The sequence below is a fragment of the Mesorhizobium sp. BR1-1-4 genome, from assembly GCF_020165375.1.
In the GTDB taxonomy this organism is placed as follows: Bacteria; Pseudomonadota; Alphaproteobacteria; order Rhizobiales; family Rhizobiaceae; genus Mesorhizobium; species Mesorhizobium australicum.
Genome location: NZ_JAIUIB010000001.1, coordinates 384,667 through 407,982, shown reverse-complemented (window position 1 = coordinate 407,982; position 23,316 = coordinate 384,667). Strand labels below are relative to the sequence as shown.

The 23,316-nt window shown below is 64.6% G+C and carries 19 protein-coding genes and 1 pseudogene; 10 read left to right on the top strand and 10 right to left on the bottom strand.

What is annotated here, in order from left to right; translation table 11 throughout:
- Positions 1 to 2 precede the first annotated feature (2 nt).
- From LB571_RS02020 to LB571_RS02010, 3 genes are read left to right on the top strand one after another with little or no spacing between them, the layout of a single operon-like run.
- Positions 3 to 1,595 (top strand): heme biosynthesis protein HemY, encoded by a 1,593-nt coding sequence (locus LB571_RS02020; RefSeq protein ID WP_224591930.1) that lies wholly within the window; start codon positions 3 to 5, stop codon positions 1,593 to 1,595.
- A gap of 36 nt (positions 1,596 to 1,631) precedes the next feature.
- Positions 1,632 to 2,111 carry a TerB family tellurite resistance protein gene (locus tag LB571_RS02015; protein WP_015315071.1) on the top strand — a complete coding sequence of 160 codons (480 nt, stop codon included), beginning with the start codon at positions 1,632 to 1,634 and terminating at the stop codon, positions 2,109 to 2,111.
- Positions 2,112 to 2,125: 14 nt separating this feature from the next.
- Positions 2,126 to 2,842 carry a glutamine amidotransferase gene (locus tag LB571_RS02010; RefSeq protein WP_224591927.1) on the top strand — a complete coding sequence of 239 codons (717 nt, stop codon included), beginning with the start codon at positions 2,126 to 2,128 and terminating at the stop codon, positions 2,840 to 2,842.
- A 61-nt stretch (positions 2,843 to 2,903) separates the two neighbouring features.
- Here LB571_RS02010 and LB571_RS02005 read toward each other — a convergent pair.
- From LB571_RS02005 to LB571_RS01965, 9 genes and pseudogenes are all read right to left on the bottom strand, one after another.
- Positions 2,904 to 3,852 (bottom strand): IS630 family transposase gene (locus tag LB571_RS02005; protein WP_263484403.1). Its coding sequence is split into 2 segments (ribosomal slippage): positions 2,904 to 3,515 and positions 3,517 to 3,852, totalling 948 coding nucleotides; the frame shifts between segments, so codons are not numbered across the junction.
- Positions 3,853 to 3,949: 97 nt separating this feature from the next.
- Positions 3,950 to 4,219 carry a hypothetical protein gene (locus tag LB571_RS02000; RefSeq protein WP_224586424.1) on the bottom strand — a complete coding sequence of 90 codons (270 nt, stop codon included), beginning with the start codon at positions 4,217 to 4,219 and terminating at the stop codon, positions 3,950 to 3,952.
- A gap of 15 nt (positions 4,220 to 4,234) precedes the next feature.
- A complete protein-coding gene (locus LB571_RS01995) occupies positions 4,235 to 5,473 on the bottom strand; it encodes an MFS transporter (protein ID WP_224591920.1) in 1,239 nt (412 codons plus the stop codon).
- Positions 5,474 to 5,631: 158 nt separating this feature from the next.
- Positions 5,632 to 6,732: an aminotransferase class I/II-fold pyridoxal phosphate-dependent enzyme gene (locus LB571_RS01990; protein WP_224591916.1), complete on the bottom strand. Its 1,101-nt coding sequence runs from the start codon at positions 6,730 to 6,732 to the stop codon at positions 5,632 to 5,634.
- A 125-nt stretch (positions 6,733 to 6,857) separates the two neighbouring features.
- Positions 6,858 to 7,340 carry a MucR family transcriptional regulator gene (locus LB571_RS01985; protein ID WP_224591913.1) on the bottom strand — a complete coding sequence of 161 codons (483 nt, stop codon included), beginning with the start codon at positions 7,338 to 7,340 and terminating at the stop codon, positions 6,858 to 6,860.
- A 189-nt stretch (positions 7,341 to 7,529) separates the two neighbouring features.
- Positions 7,530 to 8,233, bottom strand: a pseudogene (locus tag LB571_RS01980) (ROK family protein).
- A 14-nt stretch (positions 8,234 to 8,247) separates the two neighbouring features.
- A complete protein-coding gene (gene zwf, locus LB571_RS01975; protein WP_224591910.1) occupies positions 8,248 to 9,624 on the bottom strand; it encodes a glucose-6-phosphate dehydrogenase in 1,377 nt (458 codons plus the stop codon).
- 22 nt (positions 9,625 to 9,646) lie between these two features.
- Entirely contained in the window at positions 9,647 to 10,663 is a 1,017-nt protein-coding gene (gene gnd / locus LB571_RS01970; protein WP_140618400.1) for a phosphogluconate dehydrogenase (NAD(+)-dependent, decarboxylating), read from the bottom strand.
- A 48-nt stretch (positions 10,664 to 10,711) separates the two neighbouring features.
- Positions 10,712 to 13,129, bottom strand: a complete 2,418-nt coding sequence (locus LB571_RS01965; RefSeq protein WP_224591907.1) for a glucan 1,4-alpha-glucosidase — start codon at positions 13,127 to 13,129, stop codon at positions 10,712 to 10,714.
- Between the two features lie 210 nt (positions 13,130 to 13,339).
- Here LB571_RS01965 and LB571_RS01960 point away from each other — a divergent pair, with 210 nt between their 5' ends.
- The 5 genes from LB571_RS01960 to LB571_RS01940 all read left to right on the top strand — a co-directional run bounded on the left by LB571_RS01960 (position 13,340) and on the right by LB571_RS01940 (position 20,035).
- Positions 13,340 to 14,353: an ABC transporter substrate-binding protein gene (locus LB571_RS01960; protein WP_015315081.1), complete on the top strand. Its 1,014-nt coding sequence runs from the start codon at positions 13,340 to 13,342 to the stop codon at positions 14,351 to 14,353.
- A gap of 49 nt (positions 14,354 to 14,402) precedes the next feature.
- On the top strand, positions 14,403 to 15,923 hold the full coding sequence (locus tag LB571_RS01955) for a sugar ABC transporter ATP-binding protein (protein ID WP_224591904.1): 1,521 nt from the start codon (positions 14,403 to 14,405) through the stop codon (positions 15,921 to 15,923).
- 1 nt (position 15,924) lies between these two features.
- A complete protein-coding gene (locus LB571_RS01950; RefSeq protein WP_181177736.1) occupies positions 15,925 to 16,920 on the top strand; it encodes an ABC transporter permease in 996 nt (331 codons plus the stop codon).
- Positions 16,908 to 17,855, top strand: a complete 948-nt coding sequence (locus tag LB571_RS01945) for an ABC transporter permease (protein WP_023771850.1) — start codon at positions 16,908 to 16,910, stop codon at positions 17,853 to 17,855. Before LB571_RS01950 ends, LB571_RS01945 begins: the two co-directional genes overlap by 13 nt.
- Positions 17,856 to 17,974: 119 nt before the next feature.
- A complete protein-coding gene (locus tag LB571_RS01940) occupies positions 17,975 to 20,035 on the top strand; it encodes a 3-hydroxyacyl-CoA dehydrogenase NAD-binding domain-containing protein (RefSeq protein ID WP_224591902.1) in 2,061 nt (686 codons plus the stop codon).
- Positions 20,036 to 20,062: 27 nt separating this feature from the next.
- Here LB571_RS01940 and LB571_RS01935 read toward each other — a convergent pair whose 3' ends face one another.
- On the bottom strand, positions 20,063 to 20,875 hold the full coding sequence (locus LB571_RS01935) for a response regulator transcription factor (protein ID WP_224591900.1): 813 nt from the start codon (positions 20,873 to 20,875) through the stop codon (positions 20,063 to 20,065).
- A gap of 114 nt (positions 20,876 to 20,989) precedes the next feature.
- On the opposite strand from LB571_RS01935, the gene LB571_RS01930 reads away from it, so the two are divergent.
- Positions 20,990 to 22,099: an ABC transporter ATP-binding protein gene (locus tag LB571_RS01930; RefSeq protein WP_224591899.1), complete on the top strand. Its 1,110-nt coding sequence runs from the start codon at positions 20,990 to 20,992 to the stop codon at positions 22,097 to 22,099.
- 6 nt (positions 22,100 to 22,105) lie between these two features.
- Complete coding sequence (locus LB571_RS01925) at positions 22,106 to 23,269, top strand: PotD/PotF family extracellular solute-binding protein (protein ID WP_015315088.1); 1,164 nt, start codon at positions 22,106 to 22,108, stop codon at positions 23,267 to 23,269.
- Positions 23,270 to 23,316: the final 47 nt, after the last annotated feature.

Sequence of the window (23,316 nt, the reverse complement as noted above, 5' to 3'; positions counted from 1 at the left end):
CGATGATCCGCCTGCTCGCCTTCCTCATCGTCGTCTTCGCGCTCGGGCTGGGCTTTGCCTGGCTGGCTGATCGGCCGGGCGACATGGTCGTTACCTTCAATGGCTATCAGTACCAGGTGAGCCTCATGGTGGCGGCGGTTGCCGTCGTCGCTGTCGTCGCCGCGGTGATGATTGTCTGGTGGCTCATCAAGTCGCTGTGGAACAGTCCCTACACCATCTCGCGCTATTTTCGCGTGCGCCGCCGCGACCGTGGCTATCAGGCGCTGTCGACCGGCATGATCGCCGCCGGCGCCGGCGACGGGGCGCTCGCCCGCAAGAAGACCAAGGAAGCAGCCAAGCTGATCCGCTCCGACCAGGAGCCGCTGATCCATCTGCTCGAGGCACAGGCATCGCTGCTCGAAGGCGACCATGAAGGCGCGCGCCAAAAATTCGAGAGCATGCTCGACGATCCCGAGATGCGGCTGCTTGGCCTGCGTGGGCTTTACCTGGAAGCCGAACGCCTGGGCGACCGCAACGCCGCCCGGCACTATGCCGGCCGTGCCGCCGCAGTGGCGCCGCAACTGGCCTGGGCGGCGGAATCGACGTTGGAGGAGCTGACCGCGCGCGGCGACTGGGACGGCGCGCTGAAACTGGTCGACGCGCAGAAGTCGACGCGGCAGATCGAGCGTGACGCCGCCAACCGCCGCCGCGCGGTGCTGTTGACCGCCAAGGCGCAGTCGCTTGCGGACAGCGATCCCGCGGCTGCCAGGACAGCGGCGATCGAGGCCAACAGATTGCAGCCGGATTTTGCCCCCGCCGCCGTTGCCGCCGCCGCGGCGCTGTTCAAGCAGAACGACGTGCGCAAGGGTTCGAGGATCCTCGAAGCGGCGTGGAAGGCCGACCCGCATCCCGAGATTGCCGAGCTCTACACCCATGCGAGGCCGGGTGACGCCGTGCTCGATCGGCTCAACCGGGCAAAGAAGCTGCAGGAGATGAAGAAGAACCACGCTGAATCGTCGATGACGGTGGCGCGTGCCGCGCTCGACGCGCAGGATTTTTCAACCGCCCGCCGCGAGGCGGAGGCCGCGATCCGGATGGACCGACGCGAGGGCGCCTATCTGCTGCTCGCCGACATCGAGGAGGCCGAGACCGGCGACCAGGGCAAGGTGCGGCAACTGCTGTCCAAGGCGGTGCGAGCCCCGCGCGATCCGGCCTGGGTCGCCGACGGCGTCATCTCCGAGCGCTGGGCGCCGGTCTCGCCGGTCACCGGCCGGCTCGACGCCTTCGAATGGCGCGCCCCGATGGAGCGGCTTGGCCAGCTGATCGACAGCCACGATGAGCCGGACGCCCCGGCAGTGGCCATCGAGGCGCCGGGCAGGCCGGAAAGGCCGGTCGAGGTGATCGATCACGCCGCACCGGGCGACGAGGCGACGGGCAAAGACGCCGAAAGCCGCGAGGATCATGTCACCCCGGTCACGGCCGCCGCCTTTGCCGCGGTGCCCGCCGACGCCGAGGCGGTCGAGCCGGCGGAAGAACTGGCGCGGCTGCCGGACGATCCAGGCGTCGATCCGGACGACGAGGCGGAAAAGTCGACACGCCGGTTCCGGCTGTTTTGATTTGGGCAGGCCGTTGGGCCGTTTGGGAATGAATTGATGTTCGAGCGCGTTCTGTCGTTTCTCAGGGATTTGCCGGCCGGCTCCGGGAGCCATGCCAGCACGGACGATCCGCGCGTCGCGGCCTCGGCGCTGCTCTATCATGTGATGAATGCCGACGGCGTGCGCCAGGATGTCGAATGGGAGCGGTTCAAGGCGGTGCTGGCGCAAAGCTATTCGATCAGCGGTGCCGAACTCGAAGCACTCGCCGCCGCCGGCGAGCGGGCCGACAACGAGGCAATCGACCTCTACGCCTTCACCAGCGTGCTCAAGCGCCACCTCGACGCGGAGGGGCGCAAGGCGTTCATCGGCCTGATGTGGGAGATCGTCTATGCCGATGGCGAGCTGCATGAGCTGGAGGACAACACGGTGTGGCGTGTCGCCGAGCTGATCGGCGTCGAACGCCACGACCGCGTCGAGGCGCGCCGCAAGGCGGCGGCGCACGCTCCGGGCGCCACTGGAACATCCTCGGACGAATAGGATTTTCGCCGTCCATGCCGCGCCAGACGAGGTCGAAACCAAAAGTCCTGATCGTGCTGCATCAGGAGAATTCGAGCCCCGGACGCGTCGGCCACATGCTGCTCGAAGAGGGCTTCGATCTCGACATCCGCCGCCCGCCGCTCGGCGACGCCTTGCCGGAAACGCTGGATGGCCACGCCGGCACGGTCGTCTTCGGCGGTCCGATGAGCGCCAATGACGAGGACGAGTTCGTCCGTCGCGAGACCAACTGGCTGCAGATTCCACTCAGGGAGAACCGGCCACTGCTCGGCATCTGTCTTGGGGCGCAGATGCTGGCCAATCATCTCGGCGGCAAGGTCGAGGGCCATGGCGAAGGGCTGGTCGAGATCGGCTGGTATCCGCTGAAAGCGACCGAGGCCGGCAAGAAACTGATGCACTGGCCAGAGATGGTCTACCAGTTCCATCGTGAAGGCTTTTCGCTGCCGAGCGACGCGACGCTGCTGGCCACGAACGAGACCTATCCCAACCAGGCCTTCCGCTATGGCGATAATGCCTGGGGCATCCAGTTCCACGGCGAACTGACCCGAGTGATGATGCAGCGCTGGGTGGTGCGCGGCGCCCATCGCTTCGATCTGCCCGGTGCGCAGCCCGGCCGCGACCATCTCGGCGGCCGCCTGATCTGGGACATGCATTTGAAGCGCTGGCTCGACGAGTTTTTGCGCGCGATTTTTGGCGAGCCTGTGGCGCGTTAGAGCCTGGCCGGTGCTCCGACCCGCCGGCTTCTGACGACCGGCTTTCGGAGCCTAGAGTCTTTCATGTTTTGATGGCAGCGTATCCAGCATTCGCGAAGTAGTTGCCGCATTCTTCAGGCTCGATCGTTGCGACGAGGTGGCCGATGTGGCGCCACGTGTCCTCGACGGTTCGTTTCTGCGCTTGGCGCATCCAGTGTTTGATCTTGGCGAAGGCCTGCTCGATGGGATTGAGATCCGGGGAGTAGGGCGGCAGGTACCAAAGCCTTGCGCCTGCAGCCTTGATCATCTGCCTGATGGCCGCCGACTTATGGCTTCCAAGATTGTCCATGATGACGATATCGCCGGGCTTGAGCACACTGATGAGTTGCTGCTCGACATAGGCGCGGAAGCATTGGCCGTTGACCGGTCCGTCGAAGACGCAAGGTGCCGCGAGCCGATCCCAGCGCAGCGCACCGAGGAAAGTCAGCGTGCGCCAGTGGCCATGCGGAGCCAGGCCGCGCAGTCGCTTGCCCTTGGCCCCCCAACCGCGCAGCGGGGCCATGTTGGTCTTGATCCAGGTCTCGTCGATGAAGACGAGGCACTGCGGATCCAGGCCAGGCTGCCAGGCTCGCCACCGCTGTCGCCTGCGGGCAACATCAGCGCGCGCCTGCTCAAGGGCGAACAGCGTTTTTTTTGAAGCTCAGCCCCTCGCGGCGCAGGAACTGCCACACTGCGTTGTGCGAAACCGTGACCCCGCGACCGGCCAGTTCATCCTTAAGGCCGTGCAACGTCAGATGCGGCGTCTCACGCATGCGCGCCTCTATGAAGGCACGGTGTGGCTCCAGCACTCTCTTGCGATGTCCACCCATCTTGCCAGGCGCTATCGAACCGGTCGCCTGATGGCGCTGCAACAACTTCACTGCCGTCGAATTCGCGATACCGAACCGCTTGGCGGCCGACCGGCGGCTCTCGCCACTCAAAACCGCCGCCACAACCCGCTCGCGAAGATCCTCGGAAAGAGGTCGAACCATCTGATGCTGGCCTCCAATCCAGCCAGCATCTTGAATCACAAATCCAACCGAGCGGGAATCCCTTCCGATTTTATCAAGCGATGAACCGCTCTAAAAACTAGTCCGAAAACGTCACGCTCACGCCGCGCTGCCGAAAATAAGCCTGCATCAACTTGCGGCCCGAGCGGTTGCTCTGCGCCAATCTGGCAGGATCGAACACCGCCTGTTTTATCCCCTCTCGCGCCAGCGCTGCCTTGAGCGTCGCGATATGGGCATCGATGTCGGCATTGTCCGCCCGCAGCGACGCGTAGATATTTTCGGTCGCTTCGGCCACGGTCGGTTCACTCACTTGTGTCGTCCTTTGGTTGGTTCGGCGGCGGCTTAGCATAGATTCGCTGCCCCGTCAGTTTCGTCCTTTGAGGTGCCTCACCTTGCGCAGCGCCGGGAACAGATAGGCCCACAGGCCGGCAACCGCGACGGCGCCGATGCCGCCGATGACCACCGCCGGAACCGTGCCGATCAGCGCCGCCATGGTGCCGGCGCGAAATTCGCCGACCTCGTTGGAGGCGCCGACGAAGACCTGATTGACGGCGTTGACGCGGCCGCGCACCTCGTCGGGCGTCCACAGCTGGATCAGCGTCTCCCTGATGTAGACACTGAACATGTCGGTGGCTCCGAGCAGGGCAAGTGCCACGATCGAGAGCCAGGTGAGCGTCGACAGGCCGAACAGCACGGTGCAGGCGCCGAACGCCGCCACGAAACTCAGCATGATCTTGCCAGCACGGTCGCGGATCGGATGGCCCGCAAGCCAGACGGCGACGCAGATGGCGCCGATCCCCGGTGCCGAGCGCAGCAAGCCGAGGCCCCAAGGTCCAAGCTGCAGAATGTCACGCGCATAGACCGGCAGCAGCGCCGAGGCGCCGGACAGAAGCACGGCGAAGAGGTCGAGCGAGATGGCGCCGAGCACGATCTTCTCGCTCCAGATGTAGCGGAAGCCGGCAAACAGCGTCTCGATCGTCGGCTTGTCGGTGGCGGTCTGTTGCGCGGGCTTGGGAATGGTGAAGATCAGCAACGCGGCGGCGAGCATCAGGACTGCGGCCGTCGCATAGGCCACTTCCGCCGACACGCCATAGAGCAAGCCGCCGGCGACGGGGCCGACAATCGTCGCGGTTTGCCAGGCGGAGGAGTTCCAGGCGATGGCATTGGCGAAATCGCGCTGCGGCACGAGATTGGCGAACAGGGAAGACGAAGCCGGCCCGTAGAAGGCGCGGGCGATGCCGAACATGACCAGCACGGCGAAGATCGGCAGCGGCGTCGTAAGGCCGCGCAGGGTCAGAAACAGCAGAGCCAGCGCGCAGGCGCCTTCGACCAAGGTCGCCAAGGTCATGATCAGCCGGCGGCCGAAACGGTCGGCGACGACACCTGTAACCAGCACCAGAAGCAGCGACGGCAGGAACTGGACGATGCCGACAATGCCAAGATCGAACGGATCGCGCGTCAGATCATAGACCTGCCAGCCGACGGCCACCGAAACGATCATGGTCGCGAAAGTGGTGAGAAAGCGCGCCGTCCAGTAGCTCAGGAAGGCTCTGTGCCGGAAAGCTGCATAGCGCTGCTCCGGCAAGGTTTGTTCTGGTATCATGAAGTGAGGCCCCGTTGCGGTGGGCATCGGCTCGCGGGGCACTTCCCGAATGGGCGCTGTTCGACCAATGGAACTTGGTAAAGTTCGGGGCGGATATGCTTTAAAATCAGATTCGGATCAAGGGACTTTCGATCCGCACCACCGATAGCACGTGGAATTTACTGCCGCAGCGCAGCTGAAATCGCGTCCAGCCCGCCTTTCAACTCGGCCTCCCTCGGCCAGCCGAAGCCGACGCGGAAGAAGCGCTTTTCCATTTCGAACCAGTGGCCGGGCCCAACATAGGTGCCGTGATCTTCCAGCAGCCTGACATAGAAGCGGTCGAGGTCGAAGCCGGGCTCGACATCGAGGCGCGGGAAGCCAACGACACCGCCTTCGGGCCGCACCCAGTCGACCAGCGGCTCGCGGTCGATCCAGGCCTGGACGATGTCCCGGCGCCTGGCCATTTCGGGCAGCAGCCTTGCCAGGAAAGCGTCCCGGCCCTCCAGCATGCCGCGCGCTATGCCTTCGTCGATGACGCTGCCGCAGATGCCGATCTGCTCCTTGGCGGCCAGAAATGTCTCCTGAAGGGCCGCATCCCTGGTGATCAGCCAGCCGATGCGGATGCCGGGAATGCCGAATGCTTTCGACAGCGACGAGACGCTGATGGCCTTTTTGCTCAGCGAGGCCGTGGAAGGCAGGCGCCTGCCATAGGAGAGATCGCGATAGGTTTCGTCGACCAGCAGATGGCAGCCGCTGGCCTCGGCGAGCGCGACCAGCGCGTCCAATTCGGCACGGCTCATCATGGTGCCGGTCGGATTGTGCGGGCAAGTAACGCTGATCAGCTTCGTGTTCTGCCGCATCGCGGCCCTGACGCGCTCGACGTCGATGGCGAAGCCTTCGTCGAAGGCGAGGTCGACAAAGCTGATGGCGCAGCCGATCGCCCGCGGTGTTTCGATGTTGGTGGCGTAGTTGGGCCTGATGACGACGAGGTGATCGCTGGCCGAGAGCAGCGAGGTGGAGATGATGAACAACGCGCCGGCCGCACCGGCCGTGACCAGCACGTCGTCGGGTGCGATGCCGGCATCCTGCGCGGCGATCAGCGCGCGCAATTCCCTGTCGCCGCGATGCTCGCCATAGAAGAGGGTCAGATCAGGCAGCGAGAGGCCGATGTCGGAGAGTTTCTGATCGGCGATCGAACTTTCGGAGAGGTTGTAACGGATGCGGTCGTAACCGTACTCCTCCGGCGCTTCTTTCTCGATCACCATCCTGGTGTAATTCATGGCTTCCCCCAGATCGTCTTGTCCCAGGGTATCCAAGCCACAAAAGCACGAAGCCTGCCAAGGCGAATTCGCCGGCAGGCTTCTATTCCAGTCGTCCTAACAATTGGCTCAGCGTCCAAATCGCCTCAGGCCGGGACTTTGGCCTTTCGGCCCTTGCCTTTGACGGCGGTGACCACGGCGGCCTTGCGGCCGAGGCCGATCGACTTCGCCAGTTCGGAGCGCGAAGCCGCGTAGTTGGGGGCAACCATCGGATAGTCGGAAGGCAGGCCCCATTTGGCGCGATAGGCGTCCGGCGTCAGGCCGAAATGCACGCCGAGATGACGCTTCAGCGATTTGAATTTCTTGCCGTCCTCGAGGCAGATGATGAAATCCGGCGTCACCGACTTCTTCGGGTTGACGGCCGGGACCAGCGGTGCCGCCACCGGGGCGACCGGCTGGCCGAGCCCGCTGATCGAGGCGCTGACGCTGGCGATCAGCTCGGGAAGGCCGGACGCAGGCAGGCGATTCTTCTCGACATAGGCCGATACGATATGGGCCGTCAGCTCGAGAAGGTCGAGTGTCTTGCTGGCGTGGCTGTTTTCGTCGGTCAATCTATTTCCTCCATCCATGGCGCATAACCTCGAAAATGGGGCCGTTTTCAAAAAGGATGATGCGCAAAATTAAAGTGGGTCGTCTTCGTGCGTCGCGCGCGACGCGATGTAGTGGGGCTGACTTCCTAGTCGGCAAACCTGCGCAATGCAATCTATCGCCGCGACATAACACGGCATTTTGAACAACTATACTAAGCTGTAATAATATCAGACGATCAGGGCCTTGTCGCGCCACAGACGAAATCCGCCTTCAAAGGCGCGTGTGTTGTCACCGCGCCTGGAGTCGGGGGGCAATTCGTCGAGCTTGTCGACATTGCCGCCGCCGATGACGACATAGTCTGGCTGCAGGGCGGCGCGCAGCCGGTTGACGACGTCGAAGACATGACCGCGCCACTTCTTCTTGCCGCGCTTTACGAGGCCGCGTTCACCGACATAGTCCTCGAAACTCTGGCCTTTTCTGTAGGGAAGGTGGGCGAGTTCCATCGGCTGGCCGACATTGTCGAGGACCATCGCGGCACCGAGGCCGGTTCCGAGGCCGAGGAACAGCATGCGCCCGCCCTCATAGCTGCCGAGGGCCTGCATCAGCGCGTCATTGACCACCTTGACCGGCTTGCCGAACTCAGCGGTGAAATCGAAGCCGGCCCAGCCCTTGCCGAGATTCTGGGATCGAGCACCGGCTTGTTTTGTCGCACGGGGCCCGGATAGCCCATCGAAATGACGTCGTAGGACAGGCCGTCGGCGAGCTTCTTCACCTTGTCGATCATCTGCCTTGGCGTCAGGTCAGGCCCGGAATCGGTCCGGCGCTCGGTGCCACCGTCGCTGGTCAGGATCTTGACGTGCGACCCGCCAATGTCGATCGAAAGGACTACCTGCCCGGTGTCCGACGCAGCCTTCTTAACCACCTTGGTCATCTCGTCCCCTCCACTCATGCGACCGGGTCGATCCAGCCATTGGGCGGCCCGAAGCCGGCCATGGCGTCCGCTGGCCCCCACGTCTTCGGCTCGTAAAGATGCGGCGGCGTGGTGTCGCCGAGCACCGGACCGACGATGCGCCAGGCGAGTTCGGCGGCGTCTTGGCGGGTGAAGAGCTGGCCGTTGCCGTTCATGGCGTCGCCGATCAGCCGTTCATAGGGCGGCATGTCGCCCTTCGAATCGTCGAGCGCGGTGAGTTCCACCTGCTCGCCAATCATGTCGTCGCCCGGCGCCTTGCGCTGGGCGCCGATGGCGATCATCACCTGCGGGTCGATGCGGAAGCGGACGTAATTCTGGTCGGCGGGCTTGATCGGGTCGAAGACGTCGAGCGGCGGCCGTTTCAGCCGCACCACCACCTCGGTGACATGCACCGGCATGTTCTTGCCGGCGCGGATGAAGAACGGCACGTCCTGCCAGCGCCAGGTGTCGACGAAGAAGCGCACCGCCGCGAAGGTCTCCACCGGCGAGTTCGGCGCCACGCCGGGCTCGGCGAGATAGCCGGTGAACTGGCCGCGCACGACATCGTCTTTCGTCAATGTCCGGATGGCGCGCAACACCTGCACCTTCTCGTCGATCAGGTCGTCGGCGGAGCGGCCGACCGGCGGCTCCATGGCCAGGAGCAGCAGGATGTTGAGCAGATGGTTCTCGATGACGTCGCGGATGGCGCCGACATCGTCATAGAACCGCCCGCGCCCCTCGACGCCGAAATCCTCGGCCATGGTGATCTGCACGCTCTCGACGTAATTGCGGTTCCAGATCGGCTCCAGCAGGGAGTTGGCGAAGCGGAAATAGAGCAGGTTCTGGATCGCCTCCTTGCCGAGATAATGGTCGATGCGGAAGATCGACTGCTCGTCGAACACCAGGTGCAGCACTCGGTTCAGCCAGCGCGCCGACTGGAGATCGTGGCCGAACGGCTTTTCGACCATCAGTCGCGCGCCATGCGCGGTGCCGGATTGCTCCAGCCCTTGCACGACGGTCTCGAACATGGACGGCGGCACCGCCATGTAATACAGCGGCCGCTGGGCGCTGCCGAGTGCCGTCTTCAGCTTCTCGAAGGTCGTGGGATCGCGATAGTCGCCGCTGACATAGCGCAGCAGCGACGCGAACTTGGCGAAGACCTTCTCATCGACGGCGCCCAGGGCATGGACGATGCCGTCGCGGGCGCGGTCCTGCAACTGCTTCAAATCCCAGGCGTCGAAGGCGACGCCGATCACCGGTTCGGTGAGCGTGCCCTTGGCGACCATCTGGTAAAGCGCTGGAAATATCTTCTTGTGGGCGAGGTCGCCGGTCGCTCCGAAGAGCACCAGCGTATCGGACCGTTCCTGGCTCATGCGTGCGTCTCCCCTGTCGCCGTCACTTGCCGCCCTTCGGCTTTTCGATGTGCCCGCCAAAGGCATAGCGCATGGCAGACAACAGCTTGTCGGCGAATTCGGATTCGCCTTGCGAGGAGAAGCGGTCGAACAGGGCCGACGACAGCACCGGTGCCGGCACGCCGGTGTCGATCGCCGCCTTCAGCGTCCAGCGGCCCTCGCCGGAATCCGAGACCCGGCCGCCGAATTGCGCCAGACCCGGATCGCTCTTCAGCGCACCGGCGGTGAGATCGAGCAGCCAGGAGCCGATGACGCTGCCATGCCGCCACACCTCGGCCACCTGCGGAAGGTCGATGTCGAACTGGTAGTATTGCGGGTTTTCCAGCGGGCTTGTCTCGGCGTCCGCCGTCCGCTGCCGTTTGCCGGCATTGGCCGACTTCAGGATGTTCATGCCTTCGGCATAGGCGGCCATGACGCCGTATTCGATGCCGTTGTGCACCATCTTGACGAAATGGCCGGCGCCGCTCGGTCCGCAATGCAGGTAGCCATAGGGCGCGGTGCCGGCGGTCTTGTCCGGGGTGGGCGCTCCGGCATCAGCGCCAGGCGCCAGCGTGGCAAAGACCGAATCGAGGTGCTGCACGGCCACGTCGGGACCGCCGATCATCAGGCAGTAGCCGCGCTCCAGCCCCCAGACGCCGCCACTGGTGCCGACATCGACAAGATGCATGCCCTTGGTGGCCAGTTTCGCGGCCTGGTCGACGGCGTCGTGATAGTAGGAATTGCCGCCGTCGATGACGATGTCGCCGGGCTCCATCAGCGCCGCGACCTGATCGATGATCCTGCCGGTGATCGCCGCCGGCAGCATCAGCCAGACACAGCGCGGCTTGGCCAGCTTGCCGACGAATTCCTCCAGGGATGCCGCCCCCAAGGCGCCGTCGCTCACAAGCGCCGCGACGCTGGCCGGGTTGATGTCATAGACGACGCATTCGTGGCCGTCGCGCATCAGCCGCCGCACCATGTTGGCGCCCATCCGGCCCAGTCCCATCATTCCGATCTGCATGGTTTCGTCCCTGTTCCTAGAGATTTTCTGGGGTTGTCGAGGAAGGATCTACTGGCTGTCCTGAGTGCCTGACATGATGGAGAAGTCGACATTCTCCCAATCGCCGGTTCCGGGCCAGAAAAAAGTGAAGATCAGCGTGCTTCCGTTGGGGAGGCTGGCCGTGGGCAGATCGACAAGATGAAGGCCGAAAGCGTTTTCCGCTGTCCGGCTGTCGTGGGCGGTTGCCCAATTGTCCGTGCTCCAGTGGATGGTGGCCGCCGTCAGCAGCTCGACGCGCAATGTCTTGCCCTCGGGCAGTGCGCGGATCTTGTTGTTGAAGCGCCATGCCCTGAACGACGATACGGTCTTGTCCTGGATGTAGCGCTTCACGCCTTGCGGCGGCATATCGAAGACGGCGCCGTCGCGTAGCGAGCGCAGCAGCTTGATGTGTTCGGAATGCGCCCAGACCAGTGGCATGGCGCTCCCCGATGGCTTGCCATGCAGAAGCTCGCGTTCGGGAATATCGGCGCCGTCCCACACCTGTTCGGGCAGCAGGCCGCCAGGCCCGGCCGACCGCTCCAGCGCATCGAGCAAGCTGGCCGCCTTGTCCTTGCGCCCGGCGGCCAGCTCGTAATGCGCCCTTTCGCCGGCCAGCAGGGGCCACGGCCGGCCCTGGCCGGTGCCGTCGAAGGGCGTGCCATCCTCGTGCTCGCCATAGCCGTCGCTGTTATAGCGGTACCAGAGCGGCCCTTGCGGCAGTTCGCAGCGCAGCTGCGCGTCGATGATCTTGACGGTGTCGACGATGCGCGGATCGTCGGCGGCTCTCAGGCCAAAGCGCACCAGGGCCAGCGCGTCAGGGCTGACGATTTCCTCGGCCGGTCGGTCGGTGTCGCCTGGTGGCCGGTTCTTGATCGGGACATAGCCGTCCTTCGGCGAGCCGGCTTCGGGGTCGTCTGGCGGCGCAATGCGGACGTAATAGCCGCCGACGCCGACGGCCTTGCAGATGGCGGTGCCGCTGACATAGGTCCAGCGCTCGACCTGGTCGTTCCAGCAGTCGGCTGTTTCGCGCAGGTAGGCCGCCTCCGCCGCTTTGCCGCAGGCATCGAGCAGGTCGGCGCCGGCAAGCAGTGCCGCGATCTCGACGGCCATCGTGAACGGGCTGTAGCCGGCGTCTTCTTCCCAGCGGTCCTCGCCAGTGACCGGACCATTGCGCACGACATAGGGGGCGGCGCGCTCGATCATCGGCAGGAAGGCCTTCAGCCTGGCACGCGGCAAGTGGCCAGCGCGATGCAGGGCATCCACCAGCAGCAAGGGAAAGGCGCATTCGTCCATCTGGATGCCGGGCCAATAGGCGGAGCCGTCGAGCCAGGCGTTCTGCGGCCAATGGCCGTCCGGCTGCTGGATGGAGCGGAGATATTCCAGGATCCGCAGTGCCGAGGCGGCATCGCCGGCGGCGAGAAAGCCGCCCGCTGTTTCGACCAGGTCGCGTGGCCAGACAAGATGATAGCCGCCGAGATCATCGTCGCCCTTGTTGAATCCCCATGGGATCGACAGGCTGGCCACCGCCGCGCCGGGCATTGCCGACGACCGGTGGGTGGCCAGCACCGCGGTGGAGACGCGGTAGCTGTTCACTCCGGGGACCGCGTGGCGGTCCAGTGGCAGCAGCCCCGCCTGCCATTCGCGCCATTGTTCGACGTAGGATTTCGCCGCCGGTTCAAAACCCCGCTTCAGGCTGGCGAAGGCGTTTTCGGCGGCTTCGTCCGGTGTCGTCCCAAAACCCAGCGCCAGCATGGTTTTTGTGTTGGCGGCGGTGAAGCCGATCTCGCCGGTCAGCGCGACATTGCCGTCCTCGGCACGCCGGCAAGCCGTATCGAGCTTGCCGGCGCTGTTGAGTTGCTGCCAGCCGTCGGAGAAGCCGACATAGCCGGCCGAGCAATCCCGCCAGGGCAGGGACGAGGCCAGCGCCAGGCAGGTGCCGCGCCCCGAGGCAAACAGGACGGGTTTTCCCTGGTACTCGCCGATCCAGGCGGTGTTGCCCATGCCGGCATTGACCAGATGCGGCGCCAGAAGCGCGTAGACGCGGTAGTCGGCCGCGGAGCCCTTGAGCGGACTGAAGGTGATTTCCTGCAGCAAGGTCGGTCGCGCCGGATCGGCCACGATGCGCTTCTCGATCCGGTAGGCGCCGTCGTCGGCTGTATTGACCAGCCTGTAGGCGGGCACGCCGTCCTCGAACGGCTCTATGCCGTGCGAGGCATCGCGCTTCTCCTCGGAGAAATAGCCATCCATGCCGGTGACGATCAGGCCGAGGTCGCGCGTGCAGGCGCTGTCGACGCGCGGATAGTACACCTCGTTCAGGATGCCGTGGCTGGTGGTGAACCAGACGCGGCTGGACGGCGAAAGCGCCGAGCCGACTCCGCTCTTGGCGCTTGAGGTCCAGCGCGCGGGAATTCCCGGCGCGCCCGGCGGCACAATCGGCGTCACTGCCATGCTTGTTCGTTCTCCTGGCCCGCATGCCTAGCCATCAAACGAAGCCATTTCAATCAGCGCACCTCAAGTTGATCGGCGGCGCACATCGGATTGCAGTTGACAGCCCGCCGGCCTTCTGCACTTTTGTCTGACAATAGATAAAAAACAGGATCGCAATCGCGAAATTCGTCGACAATCAAACTGATCAGCAACTCTCGGGAGGAGTATCACATGAAGAAACTATTGGTTCTCAGCACGCTTGCGGCGGTGCTCGCGGCCGGTACGGCTTTTGCCGACACCAGCGGCAAGAAGATCGCGTTCTCCAACAATTATGCCGGCAATTCGTGGCGGCAGGCGATGCTCGACAGCTATGGCATCGTCACCAAGAAGGCCGTCGACGACAAGATCGTCGGCGCGGCTGATGTCTTCACCACTGCCGACAAGGAGGTGCCGACCCAGGCCGCCCAGGTGCAGAACCTGATCCTGCAGGGCTATGACGCCATCGTCATCAACGCCGCCTCGCCGGATGCGCTCAACGGTGCCATCAAGCAGGCCTGCGATGCCGGCATCACCGTCGTCTCCTTCGACGGCACCGTCACCGAGCCCTGCGCCTACCGCGTCGTCGTCGACTTCAAGGACATGGGCAAGCAGGAAGTCGAGCAGATGGCCAAGTTCCAGCCCAAGGGCGGCAATCTGCTTGAAATCCGGGGGCTTGCCGGCACCTCGATCGATGATGCCATCCATGCAGGCATCCTCGAAGGCGTGGCCGCGCATCCCGAATTCAAGATCGTCGGTTCTGTCACCGGCGACTGGGACCAGACCACGGCTCAGAAGGCGGTGGCGACCATCCTGCCGTCGCTGCCCGACGTCGTCGGCATCGTCGACCAGGGCGGTGACGGCTATGGCGCCGCGCAAGCCTTCGCCGCCGCCGGCAAGCCGCGCCCGACCATCATCATGGGCAACCGGCAAGATGAATTGAAGTGGTGGAAGGAACAGAAGGACAAGGACGGCTACCAGACCTGGTCGGCTTCGATCGCGCCGGGCGTATCGACGCTCGCCTTCTGGGTGGCGCAGCAGGTGCTCGATGGCCGCAAGGACATTCCGCACGATCTGCTGGTGCCGTATCTGGCCTTCACCCAGGACGATTTCGAGGCGGCCCTGCCCAAGATCAAGGAGGGCGGTGTCGCCACCCACGAATACACGCAGGAAGATGCCATCGCGGCGATCAAAGCCAATATCAAGTGAAAGTCGCAGACGCGTTGCCGCAGGCATCACCGAGCGGATATCGTTGAGCATGGCTGCAGGCGACACGGACATCATCAGACCGGACGGCGCCGAAAACCAATTCGGCGCCGCCAGTGTTGACATCGTAAGACTTGACGGTGCCGAAAAGCATTTCGGCGCCGTCAGGGCGCTGGGCGGGGTGGATTTTCATGTCGGGCCCGGCGAGTGCGTCGGCCTCGTCGGCCATAACGGCGCCGGCAAGTCGACGCTGATGCACATGGTGGCCGGGACCTCGACGCCCGACAGCGGCACGATCACCGTGCATGGCGGCATCGAGGACAACTACTCGGTGTCGCGGGCGCAGCAGCTCGGCATACGCTGCGTGTTCCAGGAACTGTCGCTGTGCCCCAATCTCAGCGTCGCCGAAAACACGCGCATCAACCATGCTTCGCTCACCGGCTTCGGCTGGCGGCGCAAGGCGGCAGAGCTGATCGCCGCCAAGCTGGACGAAATCTTTCCGGACCATGGCATCTCGGCCTGGGACATTGTCGGTGACCTGTCGATCGGCCGGCGCCAGATGGTTGAGGTGGCGCGTGCCTTCACCGTGACGCAGGACCGGCTCGACCTGGTCATCCTCGACGAACCGACCTCGTCGCTCGACGCGCACACATCAGGCCAGTTGCTGGCCTTCGTGCGCCGCTTCGTCGCTGGTGGCAAAAGCTGCATCCTGATCTCGCACGTGCTGGGCGAGGTGCTGCGGAACGCCGACCGGATCGTGGTGATGCGCGACGGCAAGGTGGTGGCGTCGGACGCGGCTGGTGACTTTGATCGCGACCGGCTGGTGACCGTGATGGGCGGAGCCGAGGCGCGTGCGAAGACCGCCGCGCAGGCCGCCGCCGCCAACACAGACGCCAATCCGCTGCGCGTCCGGGCGCGGCCCGCCGGACAGGCGGATGGCAAGGACCTCGTCGCGCGCGCGGGCGAGATCATCGGCCTTGCCGGGCTGGCCGGTCACGGACAGACCGACTTGCTGCTGCGCATCTTTGACGCCGCCGCACGCGCCAAGACCGGCATCGAGGTGACGGCGCCGGTGGCCTTGGTGGCAGGCGACCGCCAGTCCGATGGCATTTTCCCGCAATGGTCGATTGCCGAAAACATTGGCATCCGCTCGCTGGCGCGCTTGCGCAACGGGCTGTTGATTTCACCCCAGCGTGAGGCCGAATTGGCCGCGTTCTGGCAGAAGAAGATCGGCATCCGCACGCCTGACATGAACAACAATATTTTCTCGCTGTCGGGCGGCAACCAGCAGAAAGCGCTGTTCGCCAGGGCGCTCGGCTCCGATGCCCAGATCGTGCTGATGGACGACCCGATGCGCGGCGTCGACATCGGTACCAAGCTGGAGGTCTACGATCTCGTGCGCGAGGAGGCGGGCCGCGGACGCACCTTCCTCTGGTACACGACCGAAACCGAAGAGCTCGACAATTGCGACCACATCTATGTCTTCAAGAACGGCCGCATCGTCGCCAATCTGACGCGCGACGAGCTGACCGAAGAGAAGATCATCCAGTCCTCCTTCGGCGATGCGGCCTGAGATGACGGCGACGCCAATCGACAATGGCTTCAAGGGATCGGCGGCACGCAATGCGGCGGCGCGGGCGCGGCTGTTGCGCGGCCTGCTGCCCGCTCTATCGCTGGCGCTGGTGTTGCTCGCGATCGCCTGGCTCAATCCGCGCGCCATCAGCTATTTCGGCTTCAGTCTGATGTTGAACCTGGCGATTCCGATCGCGCTGGCGACGATCGCGCAGATGTTCGTCATCGCCGGCAACGAGCTTGATCTCTCGATCGGCACCTTTGTCGGTTTTGTCGGTTGCGTCACCGCGACCTGGCTGAAGGATGCGCCGCTCGTTGGAGTCCTTATTCTCGCCGGATCGATCGGCATCTATGCGCTGCTCGGCGCGCTGATCCATCTGCGCAACCTGCCCTCCATCGTGGTGACGCTCGGCATGAGCTTCGTCTGGCAGGGCCTCGCCATTCTCGTCCTGCCAAAACCGGGCGGCAAGGCGCCGGACTGGCTGCTGGCGATCATGTCGTTCAAGCCGCCTTTCATTCCGTTTCCGATCATCGCCGCGCTGCTGATCGCGGCGGTCGTGCATTTCGGCCTGATGCGTACCTCCTATGGGGTGATCCTGCGCGGCTCGGGCGGCAATCCGGCGGCGCTCAAGCGCGCCGGCTGGTCGCTGCTCAAGACCAAGATCGTGCTGTTTGCGCTGGCCGGCCTGTTCGGCGTGCTGTCGGGCATGGCGCTGATCGGCATCACCACCTCGGCTGACGCCAATATCGGCAATGGTTACACGCTGCTGGCCATCGCCGGCGTCATCCTCGGCGGCGGCGAGTTCGTCGGCGGCCGGGTCTCGCCGATCGGCGCCGTCATCGGCGCGCTGACGCTGGCGCTGGCCGCCTCGCCGCTGCTCACCTTCATGCACATTCCGCCCGACTGGCAGGTGGCCGCCAACGGCGCCATCCTGATCATCGTGCTTGCGGCGCGGGTGCTGATCAGCCGCAGGAAAGGTGAGCGATGGCTTCGCTGAAAACCCTGCTCACAAAACCCTGGATCTGGTCGTTTGTCGGTGCGCTGCTGGTGTGGTTGGCGACGATCGCCTTCACCGGGGGCTATGGCGGCGGCGGCATGGTCACGGCGGCATTGTCGCTTGCCGTGTTTACCGTCATCGTCGGCGTCGGCCAGATGTTCGTCATTACGCTTGGACCCGGCAATGTCGACCTGTCGCTGCCGGCCAATATCGGCCTCGCCAGCGCGGTCGCCATGAAGGTGATGGGCGGCAGCGATGCCATGATCCTGGTCGGATTGCTGGCGGCGCTCGCCTGTGGCGCAGCGATCGGCGCCATCAACTATCTCTTGATCTGGGCGCTGCGCATTCCGCCGATCATCGCCACGCTGTCGGCGAGCTTCATCATCCAGTCGGTCGACATCAGCTATGGGCGCGGACTGCAGATCAAGCCGCCGCCTGGCTTCGCCGATTTCACCAACTGGCAGGTGCTGGGCGTGCCCGTGCTGGCGATCCTCACCGTGCTGTTCACCATCGCAGCGGCCATCGCCTTGCAGCGCATGATCTATGGCCGCTCGGTGCTGGCGATCGGCCAGAACATCCGCGCCGCCTGGCTCGCCGGCGTCAATGTCGGGCGCATCCGTTTTCTCACCTATACGCTGTCGGGCGCGCTCGGCGGCATCGACGGCGCGCTGCTCGCCGGTTATTTCCGCGGCGCCAATGTCGACATCGGCAACGAATACCTGCTCGCTTCGATCGCCGTGGTCGTTATCGGCGGCACGTCGGTGGCGGGCGGCAAGGCGAATGTGCCCGGCGTCTGGGGCGCGGCGCTGTTCCTGGTTCTGCTGCTCACCATGCTTAACACATTCGGCGTCAGCGCCGGGGTGCGTCTCCTGCTGACCGGGCTTATCATCGTAGGGGTGATCACGGCTGCGGGCGGCGAGAAGGCGGTGCGCTGACCGCAACGTCTCCGGCGTGACCGCAGCCTGTCCGCCAACCATTGGACCAGCCGGTTCCCATTCGCGGCGTGGCCTTGTAAACCGGTCCCCAATCTCAGCCGGTCTTGGGAGGCCTCCACTTGTCCAGTTCTGTCAGCGTCGCGAACGAGGGTGGCGTCGCCATCGTCACCATCGACAATCCGCCGGTAAACGCGCTGAGTTTCCACGTCCGCGAACCGCTGATGCAGGCTCTGGTCGCTTTGCGCGATGACGCATCGGTCGCGGCCATCGTCATCGCTTGCGCCGGCCGGACCTTCGTTGCCGGCGCCGACATCACCGAATTCGGCAAGCCGATGCAGCAGCCGGAATTGCGCGCCATCGTGGCTGTGCTGGAAGCCATCGCCAGGCCAACGGTCGCCGCCATCCACGGTACCGCGCTCGGCGGCGGGCTGGAATTGGCGCTCGGCTGCCATTTCCGCGTTGCCGATCAAGGCGCAAAGCTCGGCCTGCCCGAGGTGAAGCTCGGCATCCTGCCCGGTGGCGGCGGCACGGTGCGGCTGCCACGCTTGGTTGGCGCAGCCAAGGCATTGAAGATGATCGTTTCCGGTACACCGATCGGTGCCGATGAGGCTTACGGCGCCGGCCTGGTGGATGCCGTTTTCGAAGGCGATCTGACCACCCACGCCGTGAATTTCGCCCGCGAAATGGCCCGCAAGGGCGGTCCGTTCCCGCCGGTGCGCGACCGCGACGACGTCCTGAAGGAGACCGACCTTGCCGCCTTCGATGCGGAGGCCGCGGATCTTGCCCGCAAAGCGCGTGGCCTCGAAGCGCCAATCGCCTGTGCGCAGGCGGTGCGCAATGCCGTCACGCTGCCCTTCGACGAGGCGCTGGCGGAGGAGCGGGCGCTGTTCGTCAAGCTTGTCGCCAGCGATCAGTCGCGCGCCCAACGGCATCTGTTTTTCGCCGAACGCGAGGCGGCCAAGCTTCCCGGCAAGGATGTCGTCAAGCGCAGGATCGCCCGCGTCGGCGTCATCGGCGCCGGCACGATGGGCGGCGGCATTGCCGTGGCCTTCGCCAATGGCGGCTTTCCCGTCACCTTGCTGGAAACCAGCCAGGAGGCGCTGCGGCGCGGGCTGGCGACGATCGAGAAGAATTACACCGTCTCGGTTGCACGCGGCTCCTTGAGCGAGGATGCCAAGCGGCAGCGGCTCGCCCAGTTCAAAGGCACGATCGACCATGCCGATCTCGCCGAGTGCGACCTGATCGTCGAGGCGGCGTTCGAGGACATGGCGGTCAAGAAAGAAATCTTCGGGAAGCTCGACGCAGCGGCGAGGCCGGGCGCCATCCTCGCCACCAACACCTCTTATCTCGACATCGACGAAATCGCCGCCTCGACCTCGCGGCCGCAGGATGTGCTCGGCCTGCATTTCTTCTCGCCGGCCAACGTCATGAAACTGCTGGAGATCGTGCGCGCCGAAAAAACGGCGCCTGATGCGCTGGCGACCGTGATCGACCTTGCGCGCCGGATCGGCAAGGTGGCTGTCGTCGTCGGCGTCTGCCACGGCTTCGTCGGCAACCGTATGCTGGCCGCGCGCGGCTCGGAATCCGAAGCGCTGCTGCTCGAAGGCGCAACCCCCAGCCAGATCGACAAGGCGTTCACCGATTTTGGCTGGCCGATGGGTCCGTTCCAGATGGGCGACCTTGCCGGTCTCGACATCGGCTGGCGTAACCGCAAGGCGCGGGGCCTCACGGCCCCCATCGCCGACACGCTCTGCCAACAGGGGCGTTTCGGCCAGAAAACCGGCCGCGGCTTCTATCTCTACGAGAACGGCTCGCGCACGCCGGTGCCCGATCCAGAGGTCGAGGCGCTGATCCGCGACAAGGCGGCGGAAAAGGGCATCGTGCCGCGCACGATAGGCGCCGACGAAATCATCGAGCGCACACTCTATCCCCTGGTCAACGAAGGCGCGAAGATTCTGGAGGAGGGCATCGCGGCCCGTGCGTCCGACATCGATGTCGTCTGGGTCAATGGCTACGGCTTTCCCATCGGCAAGGGCGGCCCGATGTTCTGGGCCGGCCTCGAAGGCGCGGCCAGGATCGTCGGGCGACTCAGGTATTGGCATGAGCGGACGGGCAAGGATGTCTTCAAACCGGCGCCCTTGCTCGGGCGGATGGCCGAAACCGGCTCATGGGAAGCCTGATCCAGCGTAGTCAGCGGCCTGTGGGAATCACCGGATCCGCGCGTCGATGATCTCGACAAAGCGGGCGAAAAGGCCGGCCTGCGACTTGATGTTGAGCTTGCGGTAGATGTTGCGGCGATGGACCTTCACGGTTCCCGGCACGATGCGCATGGCCCTGGCGATCGATTCCGTCGAATGGCCCTGCAGCACCAGGTCGACGACGTGTTTTTCGCGCGGCGTCAGCGACAGGCTTTTCCAGATATGGGCGCGGTCGAACTCGTTGACCTCGGTGATTTCCTCGTCCTGCTTCGTCTCGGCCGGTTCGTCGGCGGGAAGAGTTGGCCAGCGCAACCTGGTGAAGCTGATCACCGCCGGCGCCATGTCGCGCAGCAGCCTGGCATCGGCGGTGCCGAACGGACCGGAAGCGCTGAGCCGCATCAGCGACAGCACCAGCGCGTCCTTGCCCGGCAGCGGCACGAAGAAGCCGACTTCCTCGGCGAGCCTGGTCTGGCTGTAATAGGAGCGAAAATATTCGCTGGCGTAGAAACGATCAGGAGCCAGTTCGCGCATGCGCCAGAACCCTTCCTTGCGCTCGACCGCCGCGTGGTGGAAGGGGTCGAGCAGGTAGGGGCCTTCCTGATAGAGCGCGACGAAGACGTGGCTTTCGGCCGGCGTGAAGGTCTCGAACAGCAGTGGCGGGCGCGCGGCACCCCGATAGCCGAAGATCACGCAATGGTCGAAGCCGACATGCTGCCGCAGCCAATCGACCATCGCTTGGCCGAAGAGATTCCCGCTCGTCTCCCGCGTCGCCGCGACAAGCGTGGCGAGCCGGCGGTATTCGTCGCTGCGGGAAGCGCTCAATCCAGTACCCCCCTAAACGGGAAAATAGATCAGATATACCACCTGCGAGGTATATACTAGCTGCCATTGGCTCTGGTAGCGTCTTGAAATCGCATCGTCTTGGAGCCCGCAGCCTTGACCGCAGTGCCCGACATCGAATTTCGCGGCGTCGCCAAGCGCTATGGCGCGGTGACCGCGGTTAGCGGCATCGACCTTGCCGTGCCGCCCTCCGCCTTCGTTGCGCTGCTTGGACCGTCCGGCTGCGGCAAGACCACCTGCCTGCGCATGATCGGCGGGTTCGAACAGCCGAGCGAAGGCCAGGTGTTCATCCGTGGCCGGGACATGGCCGGCACGCCGCCCTACCGACGGCCGGTCAACATGGTGTTCCAGCAATACGCGCTGTTTCCGCATCTCGATGTCGAAGCCAACGTTTCCTACGGGCTGCGCCAGGCAAGGCCACGGCTGTCGTCGCGCGATATCGGCCGGCGGGCCGGCGAAGCGCTCGAAATGGTGCGGCTCGCCGGCTATGGCGGCCGCAAGATCCACGAACTGTCCGGCGGCCAGCAGCAGCGTGTCGCGCTGGCGCGTGCATTGGTCAACAAGCCGGCGGTGCTGCTGCTCGACGAACCGCTGGCGGCGCTCGACAAGAAGCTGCGCACCGACATGCAGATCGAGCTGCAGAACCTGCAGCGCGAGATCGGCATCACCTTCGTGCTGGTGACCCACGACCAGGAGGAAGCGCTGTCGATGAGCGATTTCGTCTGCGTCATGAATGGCGGGCGCATCGTCCAGCTCGGCCAGCCGAGCGAGATCTATGACGAGCCGGCCGACCTGTTCGTCGCCGATTTCGTCGGCAAGACCAATCTGTTGAGCGGCACCGTCGCCGGGCACACGGGCGACCTGGTGGACGTGGCGCTGGCGGACGGCACTGTGGTCGCGGCGCGCAAGCGAACCGCGCTTCGACAAGGCGAGACCGTCTCGGTCAGTCTGCGCCCCGAATCACTCAGCCTTGGCGCTCCCGAAAGCGGTCCGCTCAAGGGCATCGTCCGCAACCGGATATTCCTCGGCTCGACCGCGGAATACGCGATCGAAGTGCAGGGCATCGGCACTTTGCTCGCCAAGGCCGATCACCTGATCGGCCAAGGCAATCTCTTCAAGCCGGGTGAACCCGTCGCCATCGGCTATGCCATGGGAACGCCGCTGGCGTTTCCGGAAACCAAGAACAACGGGACCACCAGAGGGTAAACAAACATGTCGAAATCATATCGTGACGGACTGCCGATAAGCCCAGAGAATTTCGTCGACCAGCTGATGCGCCTGAAGCGCGGCTCGATCGGCCGCCGCGACTTCCTTGGCCTCACCGGCCTTGGCATCGCAACGGCGGTGATGGCGCGCGAGATCGGCATCATGCCGACCCCTGCCTTCGCCGCCGAAAGCCTTGGCGACCGCATGTCGATCGCCACCTGGCCGAATTACCATGACCCGCAGACCTTCGAGAACTTCAAGAAGGACACCGGCGTCGCCGTCGAGGTCAACGTGTTCGGCTCCAATGAGGAGATGCTGGCCAAGCTGCAGGCCGGCGCCTCGGGCTGGAGCCTGTTCGTGCCAACCAATTATACGATCTCGACCTACAAGAAGCTCGGCATCATCGAGCCGCTGGAGATGGCGAAGCTGCCGAATTTCGACGGCACCCAGGAAGATCCGCGCTTCACCTCCGAGGGCACGATCGACAAGGTGATCTACGCCGTGCCGAAGAACTGGGGCACCACGGGCTTTGCAGTGAACACCAAGAAGCTGACCAAGCCGATGACGAGCTGGAAGGAGTTCTGGGATACCGCCATGGCCGAGGGCGATGGCCGCACCATGGTGCACGACTACCAGCTCACCACCATCGGCAACGCGCTGAAATATTACGGCTATTCGTTCAATTCGCTTAAGCAGGACGAGCTCGCCAAAGCAGAGGAACTGCTGCTGAAGGTCAAGCCGCATCTGTTCGCCGTCTCGTCCGATTACCAGCCGGGTATGCGTGCGGGCGATGCTTGGATGACGATGTGCTGGACCAATGACGGTGCGCAGCTGCATCGCGACATTCCCGAGATCGCCTACGTGCTGGGCAAGGAAGGCGGCGAGATCTGGACCGATTTTTATGCCATCCCGAAGGATGCGCCGAACAAGCCCGCCGGTTACGCGCTGCTCAACTATCTGATGAACCCGCAGGTCGCGGTGAAGGAGCACCTCGCCAACGGCGCGCCTTCGACGGATGCGCGCGTCAACAAGCTGCTGCCCAAGGAAGTGCTCGACAATCCGATTCTCTATCCGGCGGCGGAGCTGTTGACGCCGCTCGAATTCGGCGCGGCGGCAACGCTGACCGACCCGGGCCGTGCCGAACTGATGGCGCGCTTCAAATCGGCTTGAGACTGGCCTGGATAAAGACAATCGACCGGCGGGCCCATGCCCGCCGG